Below are 22,965 nucleotides of genomic sequence, written 5' to 3'. Positions count from 1 at the left end.
ACGACAAAACCCATGAACAGAAATGCTTTTTTGCCCGGCGTAACGGGCATTACGTTGTTATTGCTGGTCGCCGTGCCGGTCAGCTTTGTGATTTTACAGGCGGTTTTCCCGCATCTCGATACCGGTGCTTATTCCGCACCGTTCAGCGCATTTACCCGCGTCTTCGCCGAACCTCAGCTGCGTGAACTGTTTTCCACCACGATCAAAGTCGGACTGGGCGTCGCGCTATGCAGCGGATTAATCGGTATTCCGCTCGGCGCGCTGCGTGGCCTGTTTGCCCTGCCGGGTGCGGCGTTGTGGGATGTTCTGTTTCTGGTGCCCTTTTTGCTGCCGCCTTATATTGCCGCCCTGTCGTGGATGCTGGCGCTGCAAACCCACGGTTATGTGCAGCAACTGGTGCCGTGGCTGCATCTCAACGATTTTCTGTTTTCCATACCGGGCATGGTTGTGGTGATGACGCTGAACGTTTTTCCGGTGGTCTATTTCGCGGTGTCGCGCAGCATGGCCGCCAGCGGAAGCCGTCTGGCAGACGTTGCACGTATTCACGGCGCTGGCTCTTGGCGCGCCTTTTCCCGCGTGACATTACCCATGGCACTGCCCGCCATAGCATCAAGTTTGCTGCTGGCATTTACGTTATCCATCGAAGAATACGGCGTGCCCGGCGCGCTCGGCTCGCGCAGCGGTGTGATGTTGCTGACCACCGGCATCGAAGCGCGCCTTGCCGACTGGCCGATTGATTTACCCGGCGCGGCAGTGCTTTCGCTGATGCTGGTGGCGATCGCGTTATGCGCTTACAGCGTTCAGCGCGCGGTAGTGGCAGGCAAAAATGTTGAGAGCATGACCGGCAAGCCCGCCGATATCACGCAAAAACAGCTGAAAGGCTGGACGATCCCGGTGCTGGCATTATTCTCGCTGGTCACGGTGATTGCCGTGGCGCTGCCGATTTTATCCACGCTGGCCACGGCGTTTTCCGGCACGCTTTCAGGCGGACTTTCGCTGTCGAACCTGACATTACGTCACTTTGGCGCGCTGTTTACCGCACACGGCGACGCGATCAGCGCCCTGTCGACCAGCCTCAGTCTGGCGCTCGGCACGGCATTGATCGCGGGCGTAACGGGATTTCTGGCGTCTTGGCTGGTGGTAGTCAGGAAGATCCGCGGTTCGGCGCTGATTGACGGATTGTCTTTGTTACCGGCCGCGCTGCCGGGGATTGTGGTCGGCGTCGGGCTGATTCTGGCGTGGAACCGCAGCTTCTGGCCCGTTACGCCTTACAACACTTGGGCAATTTTGCTGCTCGCCTATTGTTGTCTGCTGCTGCCTTATCCGGTGCGTTACGTCAGCGCGGCGTTAAAGCAGATTGGCGGAAATCTGGATGCGGCGGCGCGGGTGCATGGTGCGACGGCGGCACAAACGCTGCGCCTGATCCTGCTGCCGCTGGTGTTTCCCAGCCTGCTGGCGTCGATGATGATGGTGTTTGCTGTCGCGTCGCGCGAACTGGTGACGTCGCTGCTGCTCTCACCGGCGGGCGTGCAGACCGTTTCGGTCTACATCTGGCGGCAATTTGAACAGGGGTCGGTAGGAGAGGGTATGGCGATGGCATCGGTTGCGGTGTTACTGAGCCTGACGCTGATGCTGGCAGCCGTCAGGCTTCAACGAAAACCGCTGGCTTAGCTCTCCCGCTGCGGTTCGGTGTGCGGGCGGTCGCCTGCCGGAATTAACAGACCGGCAGCGACCGCAAGTACAGAAATAATCGCGGAAACCATAAAGACCCAGTGCAGGGACGCCGCCACACTTTCGATCAGCGCCGCCAGATGATGGCTTTCCATCGCATTGCGCGTGGCTTTTTCCATCAGCTGTTGAACCGGATCGTTCACCTGAGGCAGGCGATATTGCAGATTGAGATTCAGCGTTGCGCCCAGCACGGCGGTGCCGATTGCCGAGCCTAACATGCGGGTAAATAAGGTGGATGCGGTCGCAATTCCGCGGATTGCCGGTTCCGCATTATTCTGCACCGACACAATAAATGTGGTATTCGCTAACCCCATTCCCGCGCCGATTGAAAACGCCGCCAGACGCGCCACCCACAGCCCGGAATCCGGCGAGAGAAACAGCAGCGCCACACTTCCGCCCAGCAGTAAAACGCCGCCCAATACCGCTGTCGCGCGGTAAGACGTCGCCTGCATCAGACGGCTGCTGAGCATGCTCGCCAGCGGCCAGCCGATGGACATCAGCGCCAGCGTGGTGCCCGCCTCCAGCGGCGTGCCGCCGAGAACGCCCTGCACGTAGGTCGGCAGAAACGCGCTGATCCCCATCATCGTCGCGCCGATAATCAGGCCGCCAATGTTACCGGCAATAATCACTTTGCTTTCCCACAGCGCCAGCGGGAACAGCGGCTCAGGCGTTTTGCGCTCCTGACGGATCAGTAAATATCCGCTGACTACCGCCAGAACAATCAGCGCCAGCGCCCAGTAGCCCAGCACTTCGGCCTGAAGCAATGCCAGAAGCAGCGCCGCTACGGAAAGCGTCAGATAACCGGTTCCGGCCAGGTCCAGTTTATGTTGTTTACGCTGGCCGTCCGGCGGCAGGTATTTGATCAGAATCGCCATCGCCACCAGACCAATCGGCACATTGACCCAAAACACTACCGCCCACGGGAAATGCGAAACAATAAACGCCCCCATCAGCGGGCCGACAATCGCCGAAACGCCCCACACACTGGACAAATAGCCCTGCGCTTTTGCGCGTTCCTGCGGGCCATAAACATTGGCAATCAGCGTGGTTGCAATCGGTGTGATCGCCCCTGCGCCCAGCCCCTGCAAGGCACGGAAGGCAATCATCCAGGCCAGCGAGGGCGCGAATCCGCACAATACGGAACCGATGAGAAATAGCGTCGTCCCGATGAAAAACATCTTCCGGCAACCGTACAAATCCGCCAGCCGGCCGTAGATCGGTACGGTAATCGCCTGCGTCAGCAGATAGACGGCAAAGACCCAGCCGAGCAGCGAAAAACCGCCGAGATCACCGATAATGGTCGGCATCGCGGTCGCCACAATCGTGACTTCCACGGCCGCCATAAACATCGATAACATGCAGGCAGTGAGAATTAAGGGGCGGTGCGATGATTTTACAACGGGAGTCGTGACGGCCATGTTCTCTGTTTTCGTTAGATTATGCACTCAGGCAGATTGGCAAACTATACACAAACTATAGACAAAAAAGCGGCTCAGGGTTTGGCACTCTGAGCCGCTTTGTTTTGATTTTTACGTGACAGTGTCACCAATCAGGCTTTGGTTAACGTTTTCAGCTTCAGGCTGGACAGGTCAATAAATTTGGCCATATCGCGGCTTTCTGCGCGAGGTAAATAAGGAATTTCCCCCAGCAGTGGCGCGGAAATATTGGCACTGATCGCCTCAATAGTTTCCTGATAGTGAGCAAGGCACGGGTTAATTCGGTTTGCGACCCAACCCAGCAACGGTAATCCATCGGCGATAATCGCCTGCGCCGTTAATAACGCGTGGCTGACACAACCTTCCTGAATACCGACCACTAATACCACCGGCATATTTTGCTGGCGAACCCAGTCTGAATATAAAAGATGCGGAGTAATCAATGTTCTCCAGCCATCGCACCCTTCCACGACCACAGAATCTGCCTCTTCACGCATGAAGTTGAGGCCATTGGTCATTATTTCAAAAATATTCTCAGGAACCTGGCTGGCATAAATATCTTCGTCAGCTAAGGCCAGAGGCGTTATTTTATTAAAGGGATAAGCAATAGAAGATGACTGCTGGAGAGTTACCGCATCTTTATTTCGAACCCCGTCGGCCAGCTCCTGGCTGCCAGTTGCAATAGGTTTATAGCCTAAAACGCAGCGATCCTGCGCGGCTAAGGCCTGAAGCAAGGCACGTGTGACAATGGTTTTACCTACACGGGCGTCCGTACCCGTGACGAAAAAGTGCGTTAACATGAAATTCAGGCTCCGGGATCTCTCCGTCTTATTGAAAGATAGCCTCCGGTAAGAAAAAACCGCCAGAGACAAAGTAACAGCTGAAAGTCTAGGCGATGAGAGATGAGAGCGGTTTGCGTTAGCGCAATGTTTTGTTGACTGGACTGTAAGGAATACGCATAAGGTTATAAGTTTTTATTTAATGACTTACCTGAGGGAATATAAGTAATTAAAGTCATCAGCGGACAGAGCACATCCCGTGAGCGTCAGATTTATGGCATTGCTTGCTGATACAGATCAATAAATGCCACCACACTAAAAATATAGCCCGCTAAGTATATTAGCCCTGTAATAACTTAATCAGTAAAGAACCGCTATAAAGCGCGTCTTTAACTAATGCCGCGCCGGGCATCGTTCCCTGATTATAAAATTGCGTGGATTCCAGTTTGATATTTTCGCTATAAGCGGGAAGTGATTGCTGCTGAATACAGGACATTATCGCGGGATGAAGAATATCCTGAGATAAATTAAGCGGTGAGCCGATCAGCACTTTTTCCGGATTAAACAGATTCACCATGATCGCCAGAATACGCCCGACGCTCTGCCCCACGCTGATAATCACATCACGCGCCAGCTGGTCGCCCCGGTTCGCGGCGTCACACACCGCTTCAATCGTCAGCGACACGCCGTGCAGTAAACTGGCAGGCACCGGCACCGTGAGGCGCTGACGTACCAGTTCTAAAATACTGTCGGTACTGGCAACAGTTTCCAGACATCCGTGATTGCCGCAATAACAACGCTTCCCGTACGGATCAACTTGCGTATGCCCGATTTCGGCCACGCTGCTGCTGCCCGCGTGCAATACGCGGCCGCTGGTAATCACGCCTGCACCGACATTGTGGTCAATCACAATCTGCACCACATTTTTGCAACCGCGCGATGCACCGTATAACGATTCCGCCAGCGTCCACGCGCCGATATCGTGCTGAACGTACACCGGAAGCCCCGTGTGCTCAGAAAGCGTATCGCCCAGCGGCATATCGAAAACGTCATGATAAAACGGCATGCGGTGAACAATGCCCCGTCGCGCATCAATCATACCCGGCAGGGTAATCGCGATGGCGGTCAGGCGTTCAAGTTTGCGCTGATGGCGGATAAAGAACTGGTCGATTTCAGAAATGATGCGTTTAAGCAGCGGCTGATGCGCCTGTTCCGGCAACGGAAGTACTTCTTCCACCACCAGCTTGCTGCTCAGATCCCGTAAACCTAAGGTAATCGATCCCAGGCTGATGCGTGCAGAAAGGTAGTGCCAGGCCTGGGTATCGAGGGCTAAACCAATGGCAGGACGCCCGCGGCTGCCCGGATCCTGAAACTCGGTTTCCAGCACCAGATGAGCCTGAATAAGTTCACGGACAATCTTGGTAATACTGGCTGGAGCGAGTTGAGCTTTTTTAGAAAGTTCTATGCGCGAAATGGGACCAAACTGATCTATCAGGCGGTACACAGCACCGACATTGGTTTGTTTAATCTGATCAATATGGCCGGGTTGCCCGTCGGGGATCACTCAAGGAACTCCTGTTATTTTTCGCGCTTCAAAATAAAGATTAGGGCTATGTTGGGGTTTTTGTCATATGTCGTCAACTATTTGATTCGTTATGTGATTTGGTGCACAAATTGTGTGAAAAGCCTCTCAGAATTGGCTGGAAATACAGCAGGTTTGCGCCCTGTTGCGCGGTCAGTCCTGCTGAAGCAGTAATTCCATAAACGCCCGCGTGGCTGCCGTCATCGGGCGACGCGCGTGATTCACCAACCAGAGCTGTGTAGTGCCTTCTGTCTTTCCGAAACGCAAATAACGCACACCGTCGACCTGGATTCGCAGATAGGACGCCGGAAGGATCGACACGCCTAAACCCGCCGCCACCAGCCCGATAATGGTCAGCGGTTCGCCCACTTCCTGGGTAATAAAAGGCGTAATGCCCTGCGCTTTAAGTTGCCCGAGAATATCGTCGTACAGCGACGTGCCGACGTCTTTGGAGAAGAATACGAAAGGCTGATCGGCCAGATGCTGAAACGTCAGTTCGCCGTCGGGCAGCGCGTTCAGCGGATTGTCTTTGTGAACCACGGCAATCAGCGGTTCCGACAGGATCAGATGATGCGCCAGCTCTTCCGGCAGTTCGCCGTTGCGCATAATCCCCAAATCCAGCTTGCCTTCCAGCAGCGGTTCGATTTGCTGTTTACTGTTGAGCTGCTCAATCCGGATATTGACGCCGGGATAGGTCAGCCGGAAATGATGCAGCGTGCGGGAAACGCGGCGCATAAAAGGCGCGGAAGACGTCAGCCCGAGCGTCAGATTCCCTGATTCGCCGCGATGAATTCGTGCCGCCTGCGCCGCCGCTTCATCGACACGCAGCAGAATCTGCCGCGCTTCCTGCAAAAATGCCTGTCCGGCCTGCGTCAGCCGCACGCTGCGGTTATTGCGGTAGAACAGCGCCGCGCCCACGTGGGCTTCCAGTGTCTGAATCTGCTGGCTGAGCGGCGGCTGAGAAATATGTAACCGCTCAGCGGCACGACCAAAATGCAGCTCTTCGGCGACCGCGATGAAATACCGCAAATGACGCAGTTCAATGTGGCTCATGGTTTAGATCAATTAATCCTCATTGATATGTTTAACGTATCGTTCTTGCGAAATTAATATATTAGACAATATAACGGCCACTGTTAAAATTTTCATACATTTTAAAATTTAGTTTTACAGCTCATCGCGTTAAGGAATTACAGTGAAAACCTCCCAGCGGATTTCCGCTGCACCAGCCAATGACTCTGTTAATGACGACGAATTAAATCCTGAAAGCCCCGTCGCCCGTTCCGGCCTGAAAACCCCTTTTATCAAACGCGGGACACCGCAGTTTATCCGCGTCACGCTGGCTTTATTTTCAGCGGGTCTGGCGACGTTTGCCCTGCTCTATTGCGTTCAGCCAATTCTGCCGGTGCTCTCGCATGATTTCGGGGTATCGCCTGCGACCAGCAGTTTATCGCTGTCGTTATCCACCGGTCTGATGGCGATTGGCCTGCTCTTTACCGGGCCAGTATCGGACGCCGTGGGGCGTAAATCGGTGATGGTGGTGGCGTTGTTACTGGCCGCGGGATGCACGCTGGTGTGCTCCTTTATGCAAAGCTGGGACGCCATTCTTATCATGCGCGCGCTGATTGGTTTGTCGCTGAGCGGCGTGGCGGCGGTCGCAATGACGTATCTGAGCGAAGAAATTCACCCAAGCGTTGTAGCCTTTTCGATGGGTTTATACATCAGCGGCAACTCCATCGGCGGGATGAGCGGACGTCTGGTCAGCGGCGTTCTGACGGATTTCTTCTCGTGGCGTATCGCCATGGCGGTTGTTGGTTTCTTCGCGCTCGCCGCAGCGATCATGTTCTGGCGCATTCTCCCGCCATCAAAGCATTTCCGCGCCAGTTCTCTTAAACCGCGAAAATTACTGATTAACTTTAAACTACACTGGCGCGACCACGGTTTGCCGCTGCTGTTTGCCGAAGGTTTCCTGCTGATGGGCAGCTTTGTGACCATGTTCAACTACATCGGTTACCGCCTGCTCGCCACGCCGTACAACCTGAGCCAGGCCATCGTGGGTATCCTGTCGATAGTGTATCTGATGGGCACTTACAGTTCGCCGAAAGCCGGTGTGATGACCGGAGTGTATGGCCGCGGCCCGGTGCTGATTGGTTCAACGTCCATTATGCTGGTGGGGATTTTGATCACCGCTTTCTCGCCCGTCTGGATGATTTTCATCGGAATGATCCTGGTCACCGGCGGATTCTTCGCTGCCCACTCCGTCGCCAGCGGCTGGATTGGACGCCGTGCCCGTCGCGCCAAAGGACAGGCGTCGTCACTTTATCTGTTCAGCTACTACGCGGGATCGAGCGTCGCCGGGACTTTAGGGGGATTCTTCTGGCACGCCTACGGGTGGTACGGGATTACGGGTTTTATCAGTTTGATGTTGGTTCTTGGGGTCGGCGTCGGGATCCGGTTGATGCGATTGGCTGAAGCTAAGCCGGTTTAAATCAACTTCAAGGTCAAAACCCTGGGCTCCCCGCCCAAGGTCTTGACCTGAGCTGTGCGATCACCGCAATGTAAGATCCGGAATATGCCCGGTCAGCTTAAGCACCTCACCGCAAGTGAAAAACCAAATTTAGCTAGTCTGAAGCGGGTTCAGGGTTGCCAGCCCGAATCATTCATCAAGTTTAGAAAGCCTCCTCTGGCTGTCAGCCTCAAATAACTGCATCCGCGCCGTATCAATCTGCACCCAAACTCTGTCCCCCGGTGCGGCACCGGATCTCACCATGCTGTAAACACTCAGCCGTTCGCCACCGAAAGTACCGTGGATAAGCTCACTCAGGCCGGTGGGTTCGATGAGCGTGACGTCCAGAGGAACCGCGCCCGGCACGCCCTGTTCGCACAAGACAATGGCTTCAGGACGCACGCCGTAGGTGACTTCTGCGCCACTTTTCAGGTTCGTAATCTGCGGGTCAACCGGCAACGTCTGGCTGGCATTGATGCGCAGCTGCGGCGCAAAATCACCCAGTTCTATAGTGCCATTAATGAAGTTCATTGAGGGCGAACCGATGAAGCTGGCGACGAATTTATTGGCGGGTGTGTCGTAAAGTTCCAGCGGTGTGCCAACCTGCTGGATGACGCCGTGGTTGAGCACCACGATGCGGTCGGCAAGCGTCATGGCTTCGACCTGATCGTGGGTGACGTAAACAATGGTGTTGCGCATGCGCTGGTGCAGGCTTTTGATTTCAATGCGCATCTGCCCGCGAAGCTGAGCGTCAAGGTTGGACAGCGGCTCATCGAACAGGAAAACCTGCGGTTCGCGCACGATCGCCCTGCCCATCGCCACGCGCTGACGCTGGCCACCGGAAAGCTCTTTCGGGCGACGGTGCAACAGCGCTGTCAGCCCGAGAATATCCGCCGCTTTGTTCACGGCCGAGTCGATTTCGGCTTTCGGGCGTTTTTGCACTTCAAGACTGAACCCCATATTGCGCGCGACAGTCATGTGCGGATAGAGCGCGTAGCTCTGAAACACCATCGAGATATCACGGTCTTTTGGCGCGACCTGATTCATCAGGCGCGTGCCGATGTGAATGTCCCCCGCCGTCGCCAGTTCCAGCCCGGCGATGGTGCGCAGCAACGTGGATTTTCCGCAGCCCGAAGGCCCGACTAACACCACAAATTCGCCGTCCTGAATCGTCAGGTTAATATGACGCAACACTTCGACATTTTCGTAACGTTTTTGAAGATCGGAAATCGTAATCTGAGCCATAAAATTATCCTTTAACCGCGCCAGCCGTCAGCCCCTGAACCAGGTAACGCTGAATGAATGCAAAGAAAAGACAGGCCGGGATCAGCGCCAGCACCGCCGCCGCCATCATGTCGCCCCAGGAAACCGCGAACTTCGACACAAAACTGAGCAGCCCGACCGGGAAGGTCATCACCTCGTTTTTGTTGATAAGCATCAGCGAGAACAGCAGTTCGCTCCACGCGGCAGTAAACACAAACCCCAGCGTGGCGGCCATCCCCGGCAGCGTCAGCGGTATAATGACTTTGCGCAGCGCCATAAAACGGCTGCACCCTTCGAGCATCGCCGACTCCTCCAGATCTTTCGGAATACTGTCAAAAAACGACTGCATCAGAAAAGTGGCGAACGGCACATTGAACGCGGTGTAAATCAGGATCAGCCCCAGCAGGCTGTTGGTCAGCCCGAGCGGAGCCATCACTTTGTAAATCGGCGCGAGGATCATCACCAGCGGGAACATTTGCGTGAACAGCAGCAACGCCGCCATCACGGTTTTGCCACGAAAGCTAAAGCGCGAAAACGCAAAACCTGCACCGGCGGCGATCACGGTCGTCAGAAATGCCGTGCCGAATGACACAATCAGGCTATTAAAGAAATAGAGCGGAAACTGGCTTTCGGTAAATACGCGTTGGAAATGCACCAGCGTCAGTTCACTGGGCCACATCCGCACGCCTTCGCTGTAGAGCAGTGTGTCCGGCGTGAACGAAATCTTGATCAGCCAGTAAACCGGAAACAGCGCGAACAGCAGGTAAAAGAGGATCCCCAGCCGGTGTCCGCCTTTACGGAGCCACAAATTTAATGACATTAGGTTCATCGGGTTCTCCTTATTTCAACAGCTGTTGGCGGATACGCAGTAAAACCAGCGCGTACAGCGTCATCAGAACCAGCAGGAATACCGCCATCGCCGAGGCATAGCCAAAGTCGAGTTTCCGGTAGGCCGTGGTGAAAATGAAACTCGACAGAATCGACGTCGAATTTGCCGGGCCGCCGTCGGTCATGACCACAATCAGGTCGGCAAAATTGGCAATCCAGATGGTGCGTAACATGACGGTAATCGCGATCATCGGTGCCAGAAACGGCAGCGTGACTTTGCGGAACTGCTGCCAGCCGGAAGCACCGTCCATCGCCGCCGCTTCATACAAATCTTTCGGAATCGACTGCAATGCCGCCAGCAGCGTGATGGCAAAAAACGGGATGCCGAACCAGACATTCGCCAGCACCGGTCCGTAAAGCGCCAGCGCCGGGTCTGACAAAATGTTGTAAGGCTCAGAAATGATGTGCAAATCCGTCAGCCAGTATGGCAGCACGCCGATCACCGGATTCAATAACCACGCCCAGGTCAGACCGGAAAGAAACGCGGGCACCGCCCAAGGCAGAAACACCAGCGCCTGAACCCAGCGGCGGCCGGTAAATTCACGGTTGAGCAGCAACGCCAGACCGAGCCCCAGCGCGAACTGTAAAACCAGCGACGTGGCAGTCCAGTTGAAGGTGTGTCGCAGCGCGGCGTAAAAATGCCGGTCATCAAACATTGTGCGGAAGTTATCCAGCCCGACCCAGCCGGTATCAAACGGGTTGAGCAGCTGAATATTCTGGAAAGCATAAGAAATACCGATCGCCATCGGTACAAAAATGAACAGGCCAATCAGCACCATCGTCGGGCTGAGATAAACCCAGGGTTCAAGCAGCGCCCGCAAACGGGGAAAGCGCGGCGCGGCAGCGGTGTCTGGCGGTGAAACTTCCAACATCATGACGCGTCTCCAGTTGTAAAAGGTGTTAACTCCGGCACCGCGTGCCGGAGCCGCCTGCTTATTTCTGCGTAGCCAGCCACGCTTTTTGCTCTTTGGTCAGGTATTTCGCCCAGTCTTTCACCATGCTTTCTGTGTCGTTCTGGCCGAGCAGCGTTTCCTGCGAGCTGTCTTTTACAATCACCGAGTTGAAGTAACCCCAGCCTTTAAGGTGCGTCGGCATAGTCAGCGGGATGTAATCCGGGCTGTTAAGCTCGGCAAACCAGCCGGCGAACTGCGGGGCGTGGTAATACGCGTCCTGCTCCGCACCTTTGTAAATTGGCAGCGTGCCGACGAATTTCGACCACGTCAGGTTGTTTTCTTTATTACTGAGGAAGGAAATCAGATCCCAGCTTTGATCCTGATTTTTGCCCTGTTTGAACATCGACCAGCCGGTGTAACCGATGGTCGGATAGGCTTTGCCGTTTGGCCCGAGCGGCATCGGCGCGACCGAGAAATCGTCCGCATTCATGCTGTTTTTGATGGCGATCAGCGCGTCCGGATCTTGATCGAGCATCGCGCATTTCCCGGAATAGAAGCCGGAGACAATTTCGTTAAAGCCCCAGTTCACACTGTCTTTCGGCGCGTAACCTTTCTGGTACATGTCCACCAGGAACTGCGCCCCTTTAATTGCGCCCGGATGCGTCAGCGTGCTGTTGCCGTCTTTATCGAAAAAGTCCGGCGAGCCGTTCATCGCTGCCATAAACATCATCCAGGCGTTGGTGCCGCCGACGCCGCCGCGCATGCAATATCCGCTGATGCCATTGCCCAGCGCGCTGATTTTCTTCGCATCGGCCATGAATTCGTCCATGGTTTTCGGCGCGTCAGTCAGCCCCGCCTGCTGGAAGAGTTTCTTGTTCCAGAACATCGCCCGCAGATAGAAACCGTAAGGGATCATGGTCGCCGTGCCGCCGGAAGAGCGCGCCATTGTCAGCGTTTTATCGGTCAGATCCGGCGTGCCGCTCCAGCTTTTCAGGCGCGGTTCGAGATCGGCCAGCATCCCGTTGCTGGCGTACAAACCCTGCCAGGTGTCAGGCATTTCCACGACGTCCGGATATTGCCCGCTCTGAATCATCGTGCCGAGTTTTTCAAACGCCTGCCCCCACGGCAATGACACCACTTCAATCTCGACATCCGGATGTTGCGCCTTATACGCGGTCAACATTTTCTGCAGCATTTCGGTACGCGCCGGGCTGGTGATGACTTCCACCAGCGTCAGTTTGGTGGCGGCAAAACCGGCACAGGAAAACAGGCTGACGCTGAGGGTCAGCGCGCTGAGCAAAGCATGACGTTTCGGGTGTCGCATAATCTTGGTTCTCCACGGAGCTAAGGGTCGGATCACAGGAACAGTCGTTGATGTTTTAAACCGGGTTCAGGAACAGGCGCTTTCGATGGCGTTTTTCAGGTCACGCCACAGATCGCCAGTGTCTTCAAGGCCGATAGAAATGCGGATCACGCGTGGCGATACGCCAAAATCAATCGCTGAGTTAAATTCGCCCGCCTGATTCAGCACGGAAATGGCGGGCATCACCAGGCTTTCAAAACCGCCCCAACTCACGCCCATCCGGAACAATTTCAGCGCGTTACAGAATGTCGGAATGTCGATGCCCTCGCTGAGTTCAAATGAAAACAGGCCGCTGTAGCCGGTCAGCGTGGACGTTGGCAACGGATCTAAGCCGGGATGATTAACCTGCGTAATGCGCGAATAGCCCTGTAACCGTCGCGCCAGTTCCAGCGCACTTTCGTGATGCTGGCGCATACGCAGCGGCAAAGTCCGCAGGCCACGCAGCAAAAGCCAGGCTTCGTTGGCCGACAGTTTTCCGCCTAAAAACGGGCTGATGTGACGGACAATCGCGCCAATGCGCTCCTGGCTGGAGATGACCAGACCCGCTACCACGTCGCTGTGACCGCTGATGTATTTGGATGCAGAATGGATCACCAGATCGATACCGGCCGCCAGCGGTTTCTGGAAAACCGGCGATGCCCAGCTGTTGTCGATCATCGTGATCACGCCGTATTTTTTTGCCAGTGCGGCAATCGCTTTCAGGTTCTGCTCGCCCATCACCCAACTGTTCGGGCTTTCCAGATAAAGCAGTTTCGCGCCCTGAATCGCCTCTTCCAGTGCAGTAAGTGAACTGCCATCCACAAACTGAGCTTCAATCTGAAAACGGGTGCAGAACCCGCGCAGGAAGCGGTAGGTATCCGGGTAAACGTGATTCACGCACACCACTTTGTCGCCCGGCCCGGCCACGCTCAGAATGGAATTACTGATCGCCGCCATGCCGCTGCCGAAAGCCAGACAGGCTTCGCCGCCCTCCAGTTCCGCGACCTTTTTCTGCAATTCCACCACCGTCGGGTTATCGACGCGGGAATACAGTGCGTGATCGCTGTCGCCGCGAAAACGAGCGATCATGCTGTCATAATCGGTGAAACTGAATAACGACGACTGGTAAATCGGCGGTGAGATCGCGCCGCGATCATGGCGTCCGTCGTGGACTAAACGGGTGTATTCGTGCAACTCATCGTGCGGGCTTTTATCATCTTGCTGCATTGATCACTTCCTTCATGTCACGTTCAGTTATGTTCAGAATGTCATTGCTCAGCCTGCGTGCGGTTTCCGGCTCGCGCCGCGCGATGGCTTCAAATAAGATCCGGTGCAGCGGAAAAGAGTCGCTGAACAGCGCCTGTTCCGGCGGCGATTCAAAAAAGGCGTGGAGTAAGTCGTAGATGCCGCCGACCATTTGCAGCAGCAACGGATTGTGCGCGGCGGTGTAAATCGCAGCGTGAAACTGCCAGTCTTCGGCTCCTGCGGAACCAACGCTCAGGTGCACTTTTTCCATCACATCGAGCTTTTGTTCGATGAACAGCAAATCGCTTTCCGTCGCCCTGACTGCCGCCAGTGCCGAGGCTTCACATTCAATAATCCGGCGGACTTCCAGCGCGTGGAGCATAGTGGCGGAGTCGTTTTTAAAGCGCAGGGACAGAAAGCTGTCGTTGGCAGTGACTTCAGATTGCAGGAAAGTGCCGCTGCCTTTTTTTCGCACGATAATGCCCAGCGCTTCCCACCGTTTCAGTGCCTCGCGGACGGTATTGCGGCTCACCGCCAGCCCTTCCGCCAGCACGCGTTCGGGCGGCAATTTTTCACCCACGCGGGTGCCGGACTGCGCCACATAGCGGGTCAGCGCATCAAGCACCAGCGTGTCACTTTGCTGAGGAGCAATCGGGTGCAGCAAATTCAGTTCACCGTGCATACCGTGCATATTGTTCTCCGCGCATCGGCCAGAATTGGCCCAACAACTCAACCTGTGGACCACTTTGCAATTTGTTTGCCAGTTTTTAGATAACGCGATAACTCAATGATTTTCCTTTTGAATAGAGTATTTACGCCCCGGTCGGATAATAAAGGCGCGACCGCCGTGGTGCAGAAATCACCGGTTTTGTTACGCCGCTGTGCAGGGTTTGTCCATGCATGTAGCACGCAATGGATTGACGCTCGGTAGCGCAAATGATAATTGTTATCATATAAATTCATTTCATCAGGCAGGTTTGTATGATCACGAACACTGACCGCGCGTCCGTCCCCACTGTTTGTATTGTTGGCGGCGGCCCTGCCGGATTAATGCTGGGCTACCTGCTGGCCCGTCAGGGAATTGACGTGACGGTGCTGGAAAAACACCGAGATTTTCTGCGTGATTTTCGCGGCGACACCATTCACCCTTCGACGCTGGATATCATCTGGCAACTGGGTTTTCTCGATGAGTTTCTCGCCCTGCCGCATCAGCGCGCCGAGAAGCTGTACGGCGAAATCAACGGTAAAGAAACCACGCTGGCGGATTTCACCCATCTGCCGACGCAGTGCAAATTCATCGCTTTTATGCCGCAATGGGATTTCCTGAATTTCATCGCCAGCAAAGCCGCGCTGCTGCCAAATTTCCGGCTGATCCACAACGCGCAGGTGCTATCGCTGCGGGAGAAACAATCCCAGGTAACCGGCGTTCTGGCGGACGTTAACGGCGAAACGCAGCATTTCGATGCCGATCTGGTGGTGGGTTGTGACGGCAGAAATTCGATTGTGCGCGAGCAGGCCGGCATGGAAATCCGCCGTTTCGGCGCACCGCGTGACGTGCTGTGGCTGAAAATCAATAAACGCCCGGACGACCCGCAGTGGTCGATGGGCCATCGCGGCCCGAAGAAAAATTTCATCATGATCGACCGTGGCGATTACTGGCAGTGCGGTTATTCGATTCCTAAAGACAGCCTCGACGCGCTCAAAGCACGCGGCATCCCGCCTTTTCTGGATTTGCTGACGGATGTCTCACCGTTTGAGCGTGAGCGTCTGGGCGAAGACATTCAAAGCTGGGACGACGTGCGTCTGCTGGTAATCCGCATCGACCGCCTCAAAGAGTGGGCAAAACCGGGGCTTCTGTGCATCGGTGACGCCGCCCACGCGATGTCCCCGATTGGTGGCGTCGGCGTAAATCTGGCGATTCAGGATGCCGTGGCGACCGCAAATATTATCGCGCAACCGCTGAAATCCGGGCGTCTGACGCTCCGCCACCTGAAACACATCCAGCGTCGACGGAGATTCCCGACCTGGGCGACACAATCGCTACAGATTATGATCAGTAAAGCCGGGCAAAAAACCCGCAAGCGCGCCCCTTCACGGCTTGAAAGCTGGCTACGGGGGAGGAAGTTTATTCCATTCTTGTTCGGACGGCTGATCGGGGTCGGGTTTTATCGGGAGATCCCGAAGTTATGAGCGTAAGCCTTTTGGGAAAAGGCTTTAAAACTTTTTGAAAAGGTGAAAATTTCGGTTTTTCAATAACTGTGATCACTTAACGAGCTGCGCAGAAACCGCCAAAGAGGGAGGAAAGCGCCTCCCTCTTTGATCTCCCACGCTTTTTTCACTGCGCGCTGCCGCTCGCTGGCTATGTTCCAGGTGACGCTGTTATTGCCGCGAAAACTTGCCGCTACGCGATCCCCTTACTCGGTATCGAGCCATAGGTCTCGAAACTCTTCGCTCGGCAAGCTTTCTGAAAGCGGCCGGAGGCTTATCTAAATTCAAAGGCATTTTGAATAACAATTAGTGGTGAGGTTGCGAATTAGAAAGTCACTGGCCGCTATCAAAACGACGTTGAGAGAGTGGTAAGAAACAGCGAGAGTCTTTTTTCGAGCAGGTTCGAACCCGAAGCGAAAGTACCGCGCAGCGGCGGCGTTTGCGGCACTAACCAGCGTTGCTGAAACAGTGCCAGCCAGCGATAGCGCGCAGTGAAAGAGCCCGGGATTCTCAAGGGGCGCGGCGACAGGCGCTCCTTGAGGCCAGTTTGGGTGGCAACCCAAGCTCCTGACCCGAGCGTGCACAGCAAAAACCGTCTGGTGATGTCGGTCATCCATCACAAATATCAATCCTCTCCCCTATTTCATCACCGATAATTGATAAGCGTCATTACGCCGGACCGGTTAATTGTTCAAAGTGCCCGCCTTTCACTTGGATCCAAATTTAATCTCGGGGAATACATGTATGACAGAGTTATTGATAGGTCTGGTGGTCGCGGTGTTTGTCGGGCGGTACATCATCAAGGGATATTCGCCAACCGGCGTGCTGATGGTCGGCGGTTTATTACTCCTGATTATCAGTGCGTTAATGGGCCACAGCGTTTTACCGGAAGGTACGAAGAGCACCGGCTGGAATGCCACGGATATCGTGGAATACGTCAAAATTCTGCTGATGAGCCGCGGCGGCGATCTCGGGATGATGATCATGATGCTGTGCGGTTTCGCGGCGTACATGACGCATATCGGCGCTAATGACGTGGTCGTCAAACTCGCATCACGTCCGCTACAGATGATTAACTCGCCGTACATTCTGATGGTCGCGGCCTATATTCTGGCGTGTCTGATGTCGCTGGCGGTGTCTTCCGCAACCGGTCTCGGCGTGTTGCTGATGGCGACGCTGTTCCCGATTATGGTGAACGTCGGCATCAGCCGCGGCGCGGCGGCGGCGATTTGTGCATCTCCGGCGGCCATTATTCTTTCCCCGACGTCCGGTGATGTGGTGCTGGCGGCGCAGGCGGCCAACATGCCGCTGGTCGATTTTGCCTTCAAAGTCACCCTGCCGATTTCCATTGCCGCCATTGTGGCGATGGCCGTCGCGCATTTCTTCTGGCAGCGTTATCTGGATAAACGCGATACCGCCGTGGTGGATAGCGTGGATTCGAACAAAGACGACGTCATTGAAACCAACGCCCCGGCGTTTTACGCCATTTTACCTTTCACGCCGATTATCGGGGTGCTGATCTTTGACGGCAAATGGGGCCCGAATCTGCACATAATTACCATTCTGGTGATCTGCATGTTGCTCACTGCACTGATCGAAACGGTGCGAAACCGCAGCGCGAAAGCTGTGTTTGCCGGGCTGGACGTGGCGTACCGCGGCATGGCGGATGCGTTTGCCAACGTCGTGATGCTGCTGGTGGCGGCAGGCGTTTTCGCGCAGGGGCTGAGCACCGTCGGCTTTATCAGCAGCCTGATCGGGCTGGCACAAAACTTCGGTTCCGGCAGCATTATTATGATGCTGGTGTTGGTCACCATCACCGTTCTGGCCGCCATGACCACCGGCTCGGGCAATGCGTCGTTTTATGCGTTCGTGGAACTTATCCCGAAACTGGCGGCGAAAATGGGCATCAACCCGGAATATCTGGTGATCCCGATGTTGCAGGCGTCTAACCTCGGCCGCACCATTTCACCGGTCTCCGGCGTCGTGGTGGCGGTAGCCGGTATGGCAAAAATATCCCCGTTCGAAGTGGTAAAACGCACCTCCGTACCGGTTCTCGTCGGGCTGATTGTGGTCATCGTCGCCACAGAAATTCTGGTTCCGGTTCACTGATCCCCTTCTGCAAATCTATCCATCAATATCCCCTTAAAAAATGAAGGGGATATTGATCACATAAATACGATAACGAGAATCACCCTCTCAGGTTAAGCTACTGCGCCTTGAAGGTCGGGGAAAACGCCCCGTCTGAGTGATGGCGAAATCCGCGTAATATAGGCTTTTTATGTCGAATAATCCGGGCTATAAACGAATCGGCGGGTGGTTACTGGCCCCGATGGCGTATCTGATTGTCACGCTGCTGAGCGTTGTATTAATGCTGTTCCTGTTTTCAATGGCCATATTTATGCCGGAATCACGCGAATATTTAATCACCAATTCGCAGGCCTTTACGCTGCAATGGTATTTCTCCGTGGTGACCACATTAGCGATGGGGTTATTTACCGTTGCGGTTCTCTGGCAATTTTGTAAGCGTGCCAGAGCGTTACCAAAAATGTATATTATCTGGTTGCTGTGTACGGTTTTGCTGGCGGTAAAAGCCTTTGCATTCTCGCCGGTTACCGATGATCTGGCCGTGCGTAACCTGTTGTTACCCTTATTGGCTGCTGCGGTGTTTGTTCCTTATTTCAAGCGTTCACTGCGGGTGAAAGAAACCTTCACGGAATAACCCTGAAGTTTTAATGTTTATTATGTCCGGGCAATTGTCATGACCTCTTACTTATTACTGTTTGTCGGCACCATGCTGGTGAATAACTTTGTTCTGGTGAAGTTCCTCGGACTTTGCCCGTTTATGGGCGTGTCCAAAAAACTGGAATCCGCCATCGGCATGGGCCTGGCGACCACGTTCGTAATCACCTTGTCGAATATCTGTTCGTGGATGGTCAACACCTTCATTCTGATGCCGCTGGGTCTGGTGTATCTGCGCACCATGGCATTCATTCTGGTGATCGCCGTCGTCGTGCAGTTCACCGAAATGGTCGTGCGCAAAACCAGCCCGTCGCTGTATCGCCTGTTGGGTATTTTCCTGCCGCTTATCACTACCAACTGCGCCGTGCTCGGCGTGGCGCTGCTTAACATCAACCAGCAGCTGAATTTCATGCAGTCCGCGCTCTACGGGTTTGCCGCCTCACTCGGCTTCTCGCTGGTGATGGTGCTGTTCGCCGCCATTCGTGAGCGTCTGGTTGTCGCTGACGTGCCTGCACCTTTCAAAGGTTCTTCGATTGCGCTGGTCACGGCGGGCCTGATGTCACTGGCCTTTATGGGCTTCACAGGTCTGGTGAAATTCTAATGTTTGAATTATGGGTAGCTATTGGCGCGCTGACCGCACTGGCGCTGGTTTTTGGCCTGCTGCTGGGTTACGCATCGCGTCGTTTTGCTGTTGAAGGCAACCCGGTTGTCGATCAGATTGACGATATCCTGCCGCAAAGCCAGTGTGCGCAATGCGGGTATCCCGGCTGTAAACCTTACGCCGAAGCCGTGGCCAATGGCGACAACATCAACAAATGTGTGCCGGGCGGCGAAGCCGTCATGCTCAAGCTGGCCACCCTGCTCAACGTCGAGCCACAGCCGATGGGCGAAGACGTCGCCGCCGCCGTGCCGGTGCGTAAAGTGGCGTACATCGACGAAAGCAACTGTATCGGATGCACTAAATGCATACAGGCCTGCCCGGTCGATGCGATTGTGGGCGCAACCCGCGCCGTTCATACCGTAATTACTGATTTATGTACCGGCTGTGACCTGTGCGTCGCGCCGTGCCCGACGGACTGCATCGAAATGCTGCCGATCAAAACCACCACCGCAAACTGGAAGTGGGATTTGCAATCCATTCCGGTTCAGGTCATCCATGCGGAGTAACATGTTTAATCTGTTTGCCGCGCTCAAAAAAGACAAAGTCTGGGACTTCGACGGCGGTATCCATCCGCCGGAAATGAAGACCCAGTCGAGCCACGTTCCGCTGCGCAACGTGACGTTGCCTGAGCGCTTTATCATCCCTCTTCAGCAACATCTCGGCCCCGAGGGCGAGCTGTGTGTAAAAGCCGGTGACCGGGTTTTAAAAGGCCAGCCGCTGACGACAGGCCGTGGCCGCACCGTGCCGGTCCACGCACCGACGTCTGGCGTGATTACCGCCATCGAACCGCACATTACCGCGCACCCTTCCGGACTGAAAGAGCTCTGCGTTCTGATTAAAGCTGACGGGCAAGACACCTGGTGCGAACGCGACATTGTGGCCGATTACCGCCAGCTTTCTGCCGCGGATCTGAACCAGCGAATCAGCCAGGCCGGTATCGCCGGTTTGGGCGGCGCAGGTTTCCCGACTGCCAGCAAACTCGCGGGCGGCCTGACGTCAACGCGCACGCTGATCCTCAATGCCGCCGAATGCGAACCTTACATCACCGCCGATGACCGGCTGATGCAGGAACACGCGGATCAGATCCTCGAAGGCACGCGCATTCTCTGCCATATGCTCAGCCCGGAACGCGTTCTCATCGGCATCGAAGACAATAAACCAGAAGCCATTGCGGCGTTTAAAACCGCGATTAAAACCACGGCGCAGCCGGATCTGGCTAACGGTATCCGCTTTGAACTGCGCGTGGTGCCGACCAAGTATCCGTCCGGCGGTGCCAAACAGCTGACCAAAATTCTGACCGGTCTTGAAGTGCCGAAAGGTCATCACTCGTCGTCAATCGGCGTGCTGATGCAAAACGTCGGCACTGTTTACGCGATCAAACGCGCAATTATTGACGGCGAACCGCTGATCGAACGCGTCGTGACGCTGACCGGTGAAGCGATGGCGAAACCCGGCAATGTCTGGGCGCGTCTGGGCACACCGGTTTCGCATCTGATGCAGGAAGGCGCGTTGCAGCCGCAGGGCGACAAAAAGATGGTGATCATGGGCGGGCCGCTGATGGGCTTTACCCTGCCGTCGCTCTATGTGCCGGTCGTTAAGATTTCCAACTGCCTGCTGGCTCCGTCCGAATCGGAACTCGGTCAGCCTGAACCGGAAGAAGCCTGTATACGTTGCAGCCTGTGCGCGGAATCCTGTCCGGCAGGTTTACTGCCGCAGCAGCTTTACTGGTTCAGTCGCGGCGAAGAACACGAAAAAGCGCGCAACCATAATCTGTTCGATTGCATCGAATGCGGCGCCTGTGCGTACGTCTGCCCGAGCAACATTCCGCTGGTGCAGTATTACCGTCAGGAAAAGGCCGAAATCCGCGCCATCTACAGCGAAACCGCACGTGCGACCGAAGCCAAAGCGCGTTTCGAAGCCAAACAGGCGCGTATGGAACGCGACAAAATCGCCCGCGAAGAGAAACACCAGAAAGCCGCCGTGAAGCTGAGTGAAACGCCGGTGGACAACGCGCCGGTCGCCGAAGCCACAGGTGAAACGGCGGAAGTGGATCCGCGCCAGGCCGCACTGGCCGCCGCCATTGCCCGCGCCAAAGCCAAAAAAGCGGCTGCCGCACAGGAAATCCCGGTCGCGTCTGAACCGGTGCCTGAAACGCCGCCGACCGCACAAGACGATCGCAAAGCCGCCGTGGCTGCCGCTATCGCCCGGGTAAAAGCGAAGAAAGCGGGAAATGGCGTGGTGGTGGAAGCCACCGACAGCGTGCTGAATGTTACCCCGCCAGCGCCGGCAGAAGACGACCGCAAGGCCGCCGTAGCCGCAGCGATTGCCCGCGTGAAAGCGAAGAAAGCCGCCGCCGTGCAGGTCAATACTGACGAAAGCGTGACAACGTCACCGGCTGAACCTTCTGCTGACGACAAACGTAAAGCCGCTGTTGCTGCCGCCATTACCCGTGCGAAAGCTAAAAAAGCGGCGGCGCAGAGTGACGCCGATGAGTCCGCTGCGGACAACGACGCATCATCAGAACCAGGCACAACACAACAAGAAAGCGATCCACGCAAAGCCGCCGTGGCTGCTGCGATCGCCCGAGTTAAGGCCCGTAAAGCCGCTCAGACAATGTCGAACGAGGAATAGATGGCCTTCAGGATCGCAAGTTCACCTTTTACACATAACCGCCAAAATACCAGCACCATCATGATGATGGTGATTCTGGCGTGTATTCCGGGTCTGATCGCTCAGATTTGGTTTTTCGGCTACGGAACGCTGGTTCAGCTCGCACTGGCTATCGTGATTGCTTTACTGGCGGAAGGTGCGGTTTTGCAGCTGCGCAAGCAGCCGGTAAAAAAACGTCTGGGCGATAACAGCGCCCTGCTGACGGCTATTTTGATCGGCATCAGCCTGCCGCCGCTCGGCCCGTGGTGGATGGTGGTGCTTGGCACGTTTTTCGCCATCATCATCGCCAAACAGCTGTATGGCGGTCTGGGCCAAAACCCGTTTAACCCGGCGATGGTGGGTTATGTGGTGCTGCTGATTTCGTTCCCGGTACAGATGACCACCTGGCTGCCGCCGGACACGCTGCAACATCATCACGTCAGTTTCACCGATACGCTGCTGACCATTTTCACCGGCCACAGCGGGCAGGATCTGACCGCCTATCAGTTGCAGATGAACGTGGATGGCGTGACACAGGCAACGCCGCTGGATGCATTTAAAACCGGCTTACGCTCCGGCCATACCGCCGATCAGATTCTGGCAACACCGCTGTTTAGCGGCACGCTGGCGGGTCTTGGCTGGCAGTGGATTAACCTCGGTTTTCTGGCCGGTGGCCTGTTCCTGATGTGGCGCAAAATCATCAGCTGGCACATTCCGCTGGCGATGCTCGGTATGCTGGCGTTCTGCGCCGCCATCGCGTGGGGTCTCGCGCCGGAAAGCTATTCTTCACCGCTGGTCGGCCTGTTCTCCGGTGCGACCATGCTCGGTGCCTTCTTTATCGCCACCGACCCGGTGACGGCGTCAACTACACCCAAAGGTCGTCTGGTTTTCGGTGCATTAATTGGTTTGCTGGTGTGGCTTATCCGCACGTACGGCGGGTATCCTGACGGCGTGGCTTTTGCCGTTTTACTGGCCAACATTACCGTGCCGCTGATTGACCACTACACTCAACCACGTGTTTACGGGCATCGCTGAGGAAGAAT

Annotated in this window: 20 protein-coding genes; 9 read left to right on the top strand and 11 right to left on the bottom strand. The window is 55.5% G+C overall.

Annotation, left to right across the window (positions count from 1 at the left end; genetic code table 11):
* Window positions 1-12 precede the first annotated feature (12 nt).
* The gene (locus ACLBVC_RS11165; protein ID WP_410149642.1) at window positions 13-1,671 is read left to right on the top strand and encodes an ABC transporter permease; all 1,659 of its coding nucleotides are present in this window, start codon (window positions 13-15) and stop codon (window positions 1,669-1,671) included.
* On the opposite strand, the gene ACLBVC_RS11160 is transcribed toward ACLBVC_RS11165, so the two are convergent.
* From ACLBVC_RS11160 to ACLBVC_RS11145, 4 genes are all read right to left on the bottom strand, one after another.
* Entirely contained in the window at window positions 1,668-3,149 is a 1,482-nt protein-coding gene (locus ACLBVC_RS11160) for an MDR family MFS transporter (protein WP_410149641.1), read from the bottom strand. The genes ACLBVC_RS11165 and ACLBVC_RS11160 overlap by 4 nt on opposite strands.
* Before the next feature lie 131 nt (window positions 3,150-3,280).
* Window positions 3,281-3,967 carry a dethiobiotin synthase gene (bioD, locus tag ACLBVC_RS11155; RefSeq protein WP_410149640.1) on the bottom strand — a complete coding sequence of 229 codons (687 nt, stop codon included), beginning with the start codon at window positions 3,965-3,967 and terminating at the stop codon, window positions 3,281-3,283.
* 319 nt (window positions 3,968-4,286) lie between these two features.
* Window positions 4,287-5,510: a sugar metabolism global transcriptional regulator Mlc gene (gene mlc / locus ACLBVC_RS11150; protein WP_410149639.1), complete on the bottom strand. Its 1,224-nt coding sequence runs from the start codon at window positions 5,508-5,510 to the stop codon at window positions 4,287-4,289.
* 171 nt (window positions 5,511-5,681) lie between these two features.
* A complete protein-coding gene (locus ACLBVC_RS11145; protein WP_410149638.1) occupies window positions 5,682-6,581 on the bottom strand; it encodes a LysR family transcriptional regulator in 900 nt (299 codons plus the stop codon).
* A 142-nt stretch (window positions 6,582-6,723) separates the two neighbouring features.
* Between ACLBVC_RS11145 and ACLBVC_RS11140 the strand changes: the two genes are divergently transcribed.
* On the top strand, window positions 6,724-8,016 hold the full coding sequence (locus tag ACLBVC_RS11140; RefSeq protein ID WP_410149637.1) for an MFS transporter: 1,293 nt from the start codon (window positions 6,724-6,726) through the stop codon (window positions 8,014-8,016).
* A 168-nt stretch (window positions 8,017-8,184) separates the two neighbouring features.
* Here ACLBVC_RS11140 and ACLBVC_RS11135 read toward each other — a convergent pair whose 3' ends face one another.
* From ACLBVC_RS11135 to ACLBVC_RS11110, 6 genes are all read right to left on the bottom strand, one after another.
* The gene (locus ACLBVC_RS11135; RefSeq protein ID WP_410149636.1) at window positions 8,185-9,279 is read right to left on the bottom strand and encodes an ABC transporter ATP-binding protein; all 1,095 of its coding nucleotides are present in this window, start codon (window positions 9,277-9,279) and stop codon (window positions 8,185-8,187) included.
* A gap of 4 nt (window positions 9,280-9,283) precedes the next feature.
* Window positions 9,284-10,126 carry a carbohydrate ABC transporter permease gene (locus ACLBVC_RS11130; protein WP_410149635.1) on the bottom strand — a complete coding sequence of 281 codons (843 nt, stop codon included), beginning with the start codon at window positions 10,124-10,126 and terminating at the stop codon, window positions 9,284-9,286.
* A 10-nt stretch (window positions 10,127-10,136) separates the two neighbouring features.
* Complete coding sequence (locus tag ACLBVC_RS11125; protein ID WP_410149634.1) at window positions 10,137-11,060, bottom strand: carbohydrate ABC transporter permease; 924 nt, start codon at window positions 11,058-11,060, stop codon at window positions 10,137-10,139.
* A 58-nt stretch (window positions 11,061-11,118) separates the two neighbouring features.
* Window positions 11,119-12,402: an ABC transporter substrate-binding protein gene (locus tag ACLBVC_RS11120; RefSeq protein WP_410149633.1), complete on the bottom strand. Its 1,284-nt coding sequence runs from the start codon at window positions 12,400-12,402 to the stop codon at window positions 11,119-11,121.
* Between the two features lie 66 nt (window positions 12,403-12,468).
* Window positions 12,469-13,647 carry an aminotransferase class I/II-fold pyridoxal phosphate-dependent enzyme gene (locus ACLBVC_RS11115; protein WP_410149632.1) on the bottom strand — a complete coding sequence of 393 codons (1,179 nt, stop codon included), beginning with the start codon at window positions 13,645-13,647 and terminating at the stop codon, window positions 12,469-12,471.
* On the bottom strand, window positions 13,634-14,347 hold the full coding sequence (locus ACLBVC_RS11110) for a FadR/GntR family transcriptional regulator (protein ID WP_410149704.1): 714 nt from the start codon (window positions 14,345-14,347) through the stop codon (window positions 13,634-13,636). Before ACLBVC_RS11110 ends, ACLBVC_RS11115 begins: the two co-directional genes overlap by 14 nt.
* A gap of 299 nt (window positions 14,348-14,646) precedes the next feature.
* On the opposite strand from ACLBVC_RS11110, the gene ACLBVC_RS11105 reads away from it, so the two are divergent.
* Window positions 14,647-15,855, top strand: coding sequence for an FAD-dependent oxidoreductase (locus ACLBVC_RS11105; protein ID WP_410149631.1), 1,209 nt, complete (start codon window positions 14,647-14,649; stop codon window positions 15,853-15,855).
* A gap of 364 nt (window positions 15,856-16,219) precedes the next feature.
* Here ACLBVC_RS11105 and ACLBVC_RS11100 read toward each other — a convergent pair whose 3' ends face one another.
* Window positions 16,220-16,486 (bottom strand): hypothetical protein, encoded by a 267-nt coding sequence (locus ACLBVC_RS11100; RefSeq protein WP_410149630.1) that lies wholly within the window; start codon window positions 16,484-16,486, stop codon window positions 16,220-16,222.
* Between the two features lie 131 nt (window positions 16,487-16,617).
* Here ACLBVC_RS11100 and dcuC point away from each other — a divergent pair, with 131 nt between their 5' ends.
* From dcuC to rsxD, 6 genes are all read left to right on the top strand, one after another.
* Window positions 16,618-17,982: an anaerobic C4-dicarboxylate transporter DcuC gene (gene dcuC, locus ACLBVC_RS11095; RefSeq protein WP_410149629.1), complete on the top strand. Its 1,365-nt coding sequence runs from the start codon at window positions 16,618-16,620 to the stop codon at window positions 17,980-17,982.
* 169 nt (window positions 17,983-18,151) lie between these two features.
* Entirely contained in the window at window positions 18,152-18,592 is a 441-nt protein-coding gene (locus ACLBVC_RS11090; RefSeq protein WP_152326145.1) for a DUF2569 domain-containing protein, read from the top strand.
* A gap of 39 nt (window positions 18,593-18,631) precedes the next feature.
* Window positions 18,632-19,213 (top strand): electron transport complex subunit RsxA, encoded by a 582-nt coding sequence (gene rsxA, locus ACLBVC_RS11085; RefSeq protein WP_101078861.1) that lies wholly within the window; start codon window positions 18,632-18,634, stop codon window positions 19,211-19,213.
* Window positions 19,213-19,779 (top strand): electron transport complex subunit RsxB, encoded by a 567-nt coding sequence (gene rsxB / locus ACLBVC_RS11080; protein ID WP_152326144.1) that lies wholly within the window; start codon window positions 19,213-19,215, stop codon window positions 19,777-19,779. The genes rsxA and rsxB overlap by 1 nt, the downstream gene beginning before the upstream one ends.
* 1 nt (window position 19,780) lies before the next feature.
* A complete protein-coding gene (gene rsxC / locus ACLBVC_RS11075; RefSeq protein ID WP_410149628.1) occupies window positions 19,781-21,904 on the top strand; it encodes an electron transport complex subunit RsxC in 2,124 nt (707 codons plus the stop codon).
* Entirely contained in the window at window positions 21,905-22,957 is a 1,053-nt protein-coding gene (gene rsxD, locus ACLBVC_RS11070; RefSeq protein WP_410149627.1) for an electron transport complex subunit RsxD, read from the top strand.
* Window positions 22,958-22,965 lie beyond the last annotated feature (8 nt).

Source organism: Rahnella selenatireducens, from assembly GCF_046449555.1.
GTDB lineage: Bacteria > Pseudomonadota > Gammaproteobacteria > Enterobacterales > Enterobacteriaceae > Rahnella > Rahnella selenatireducens.
The sequence above is the reverse complement of the archived record's forward strand: the minus strand, read 5'-3'. Positions and strand labels throughout refer to the sequence as shown.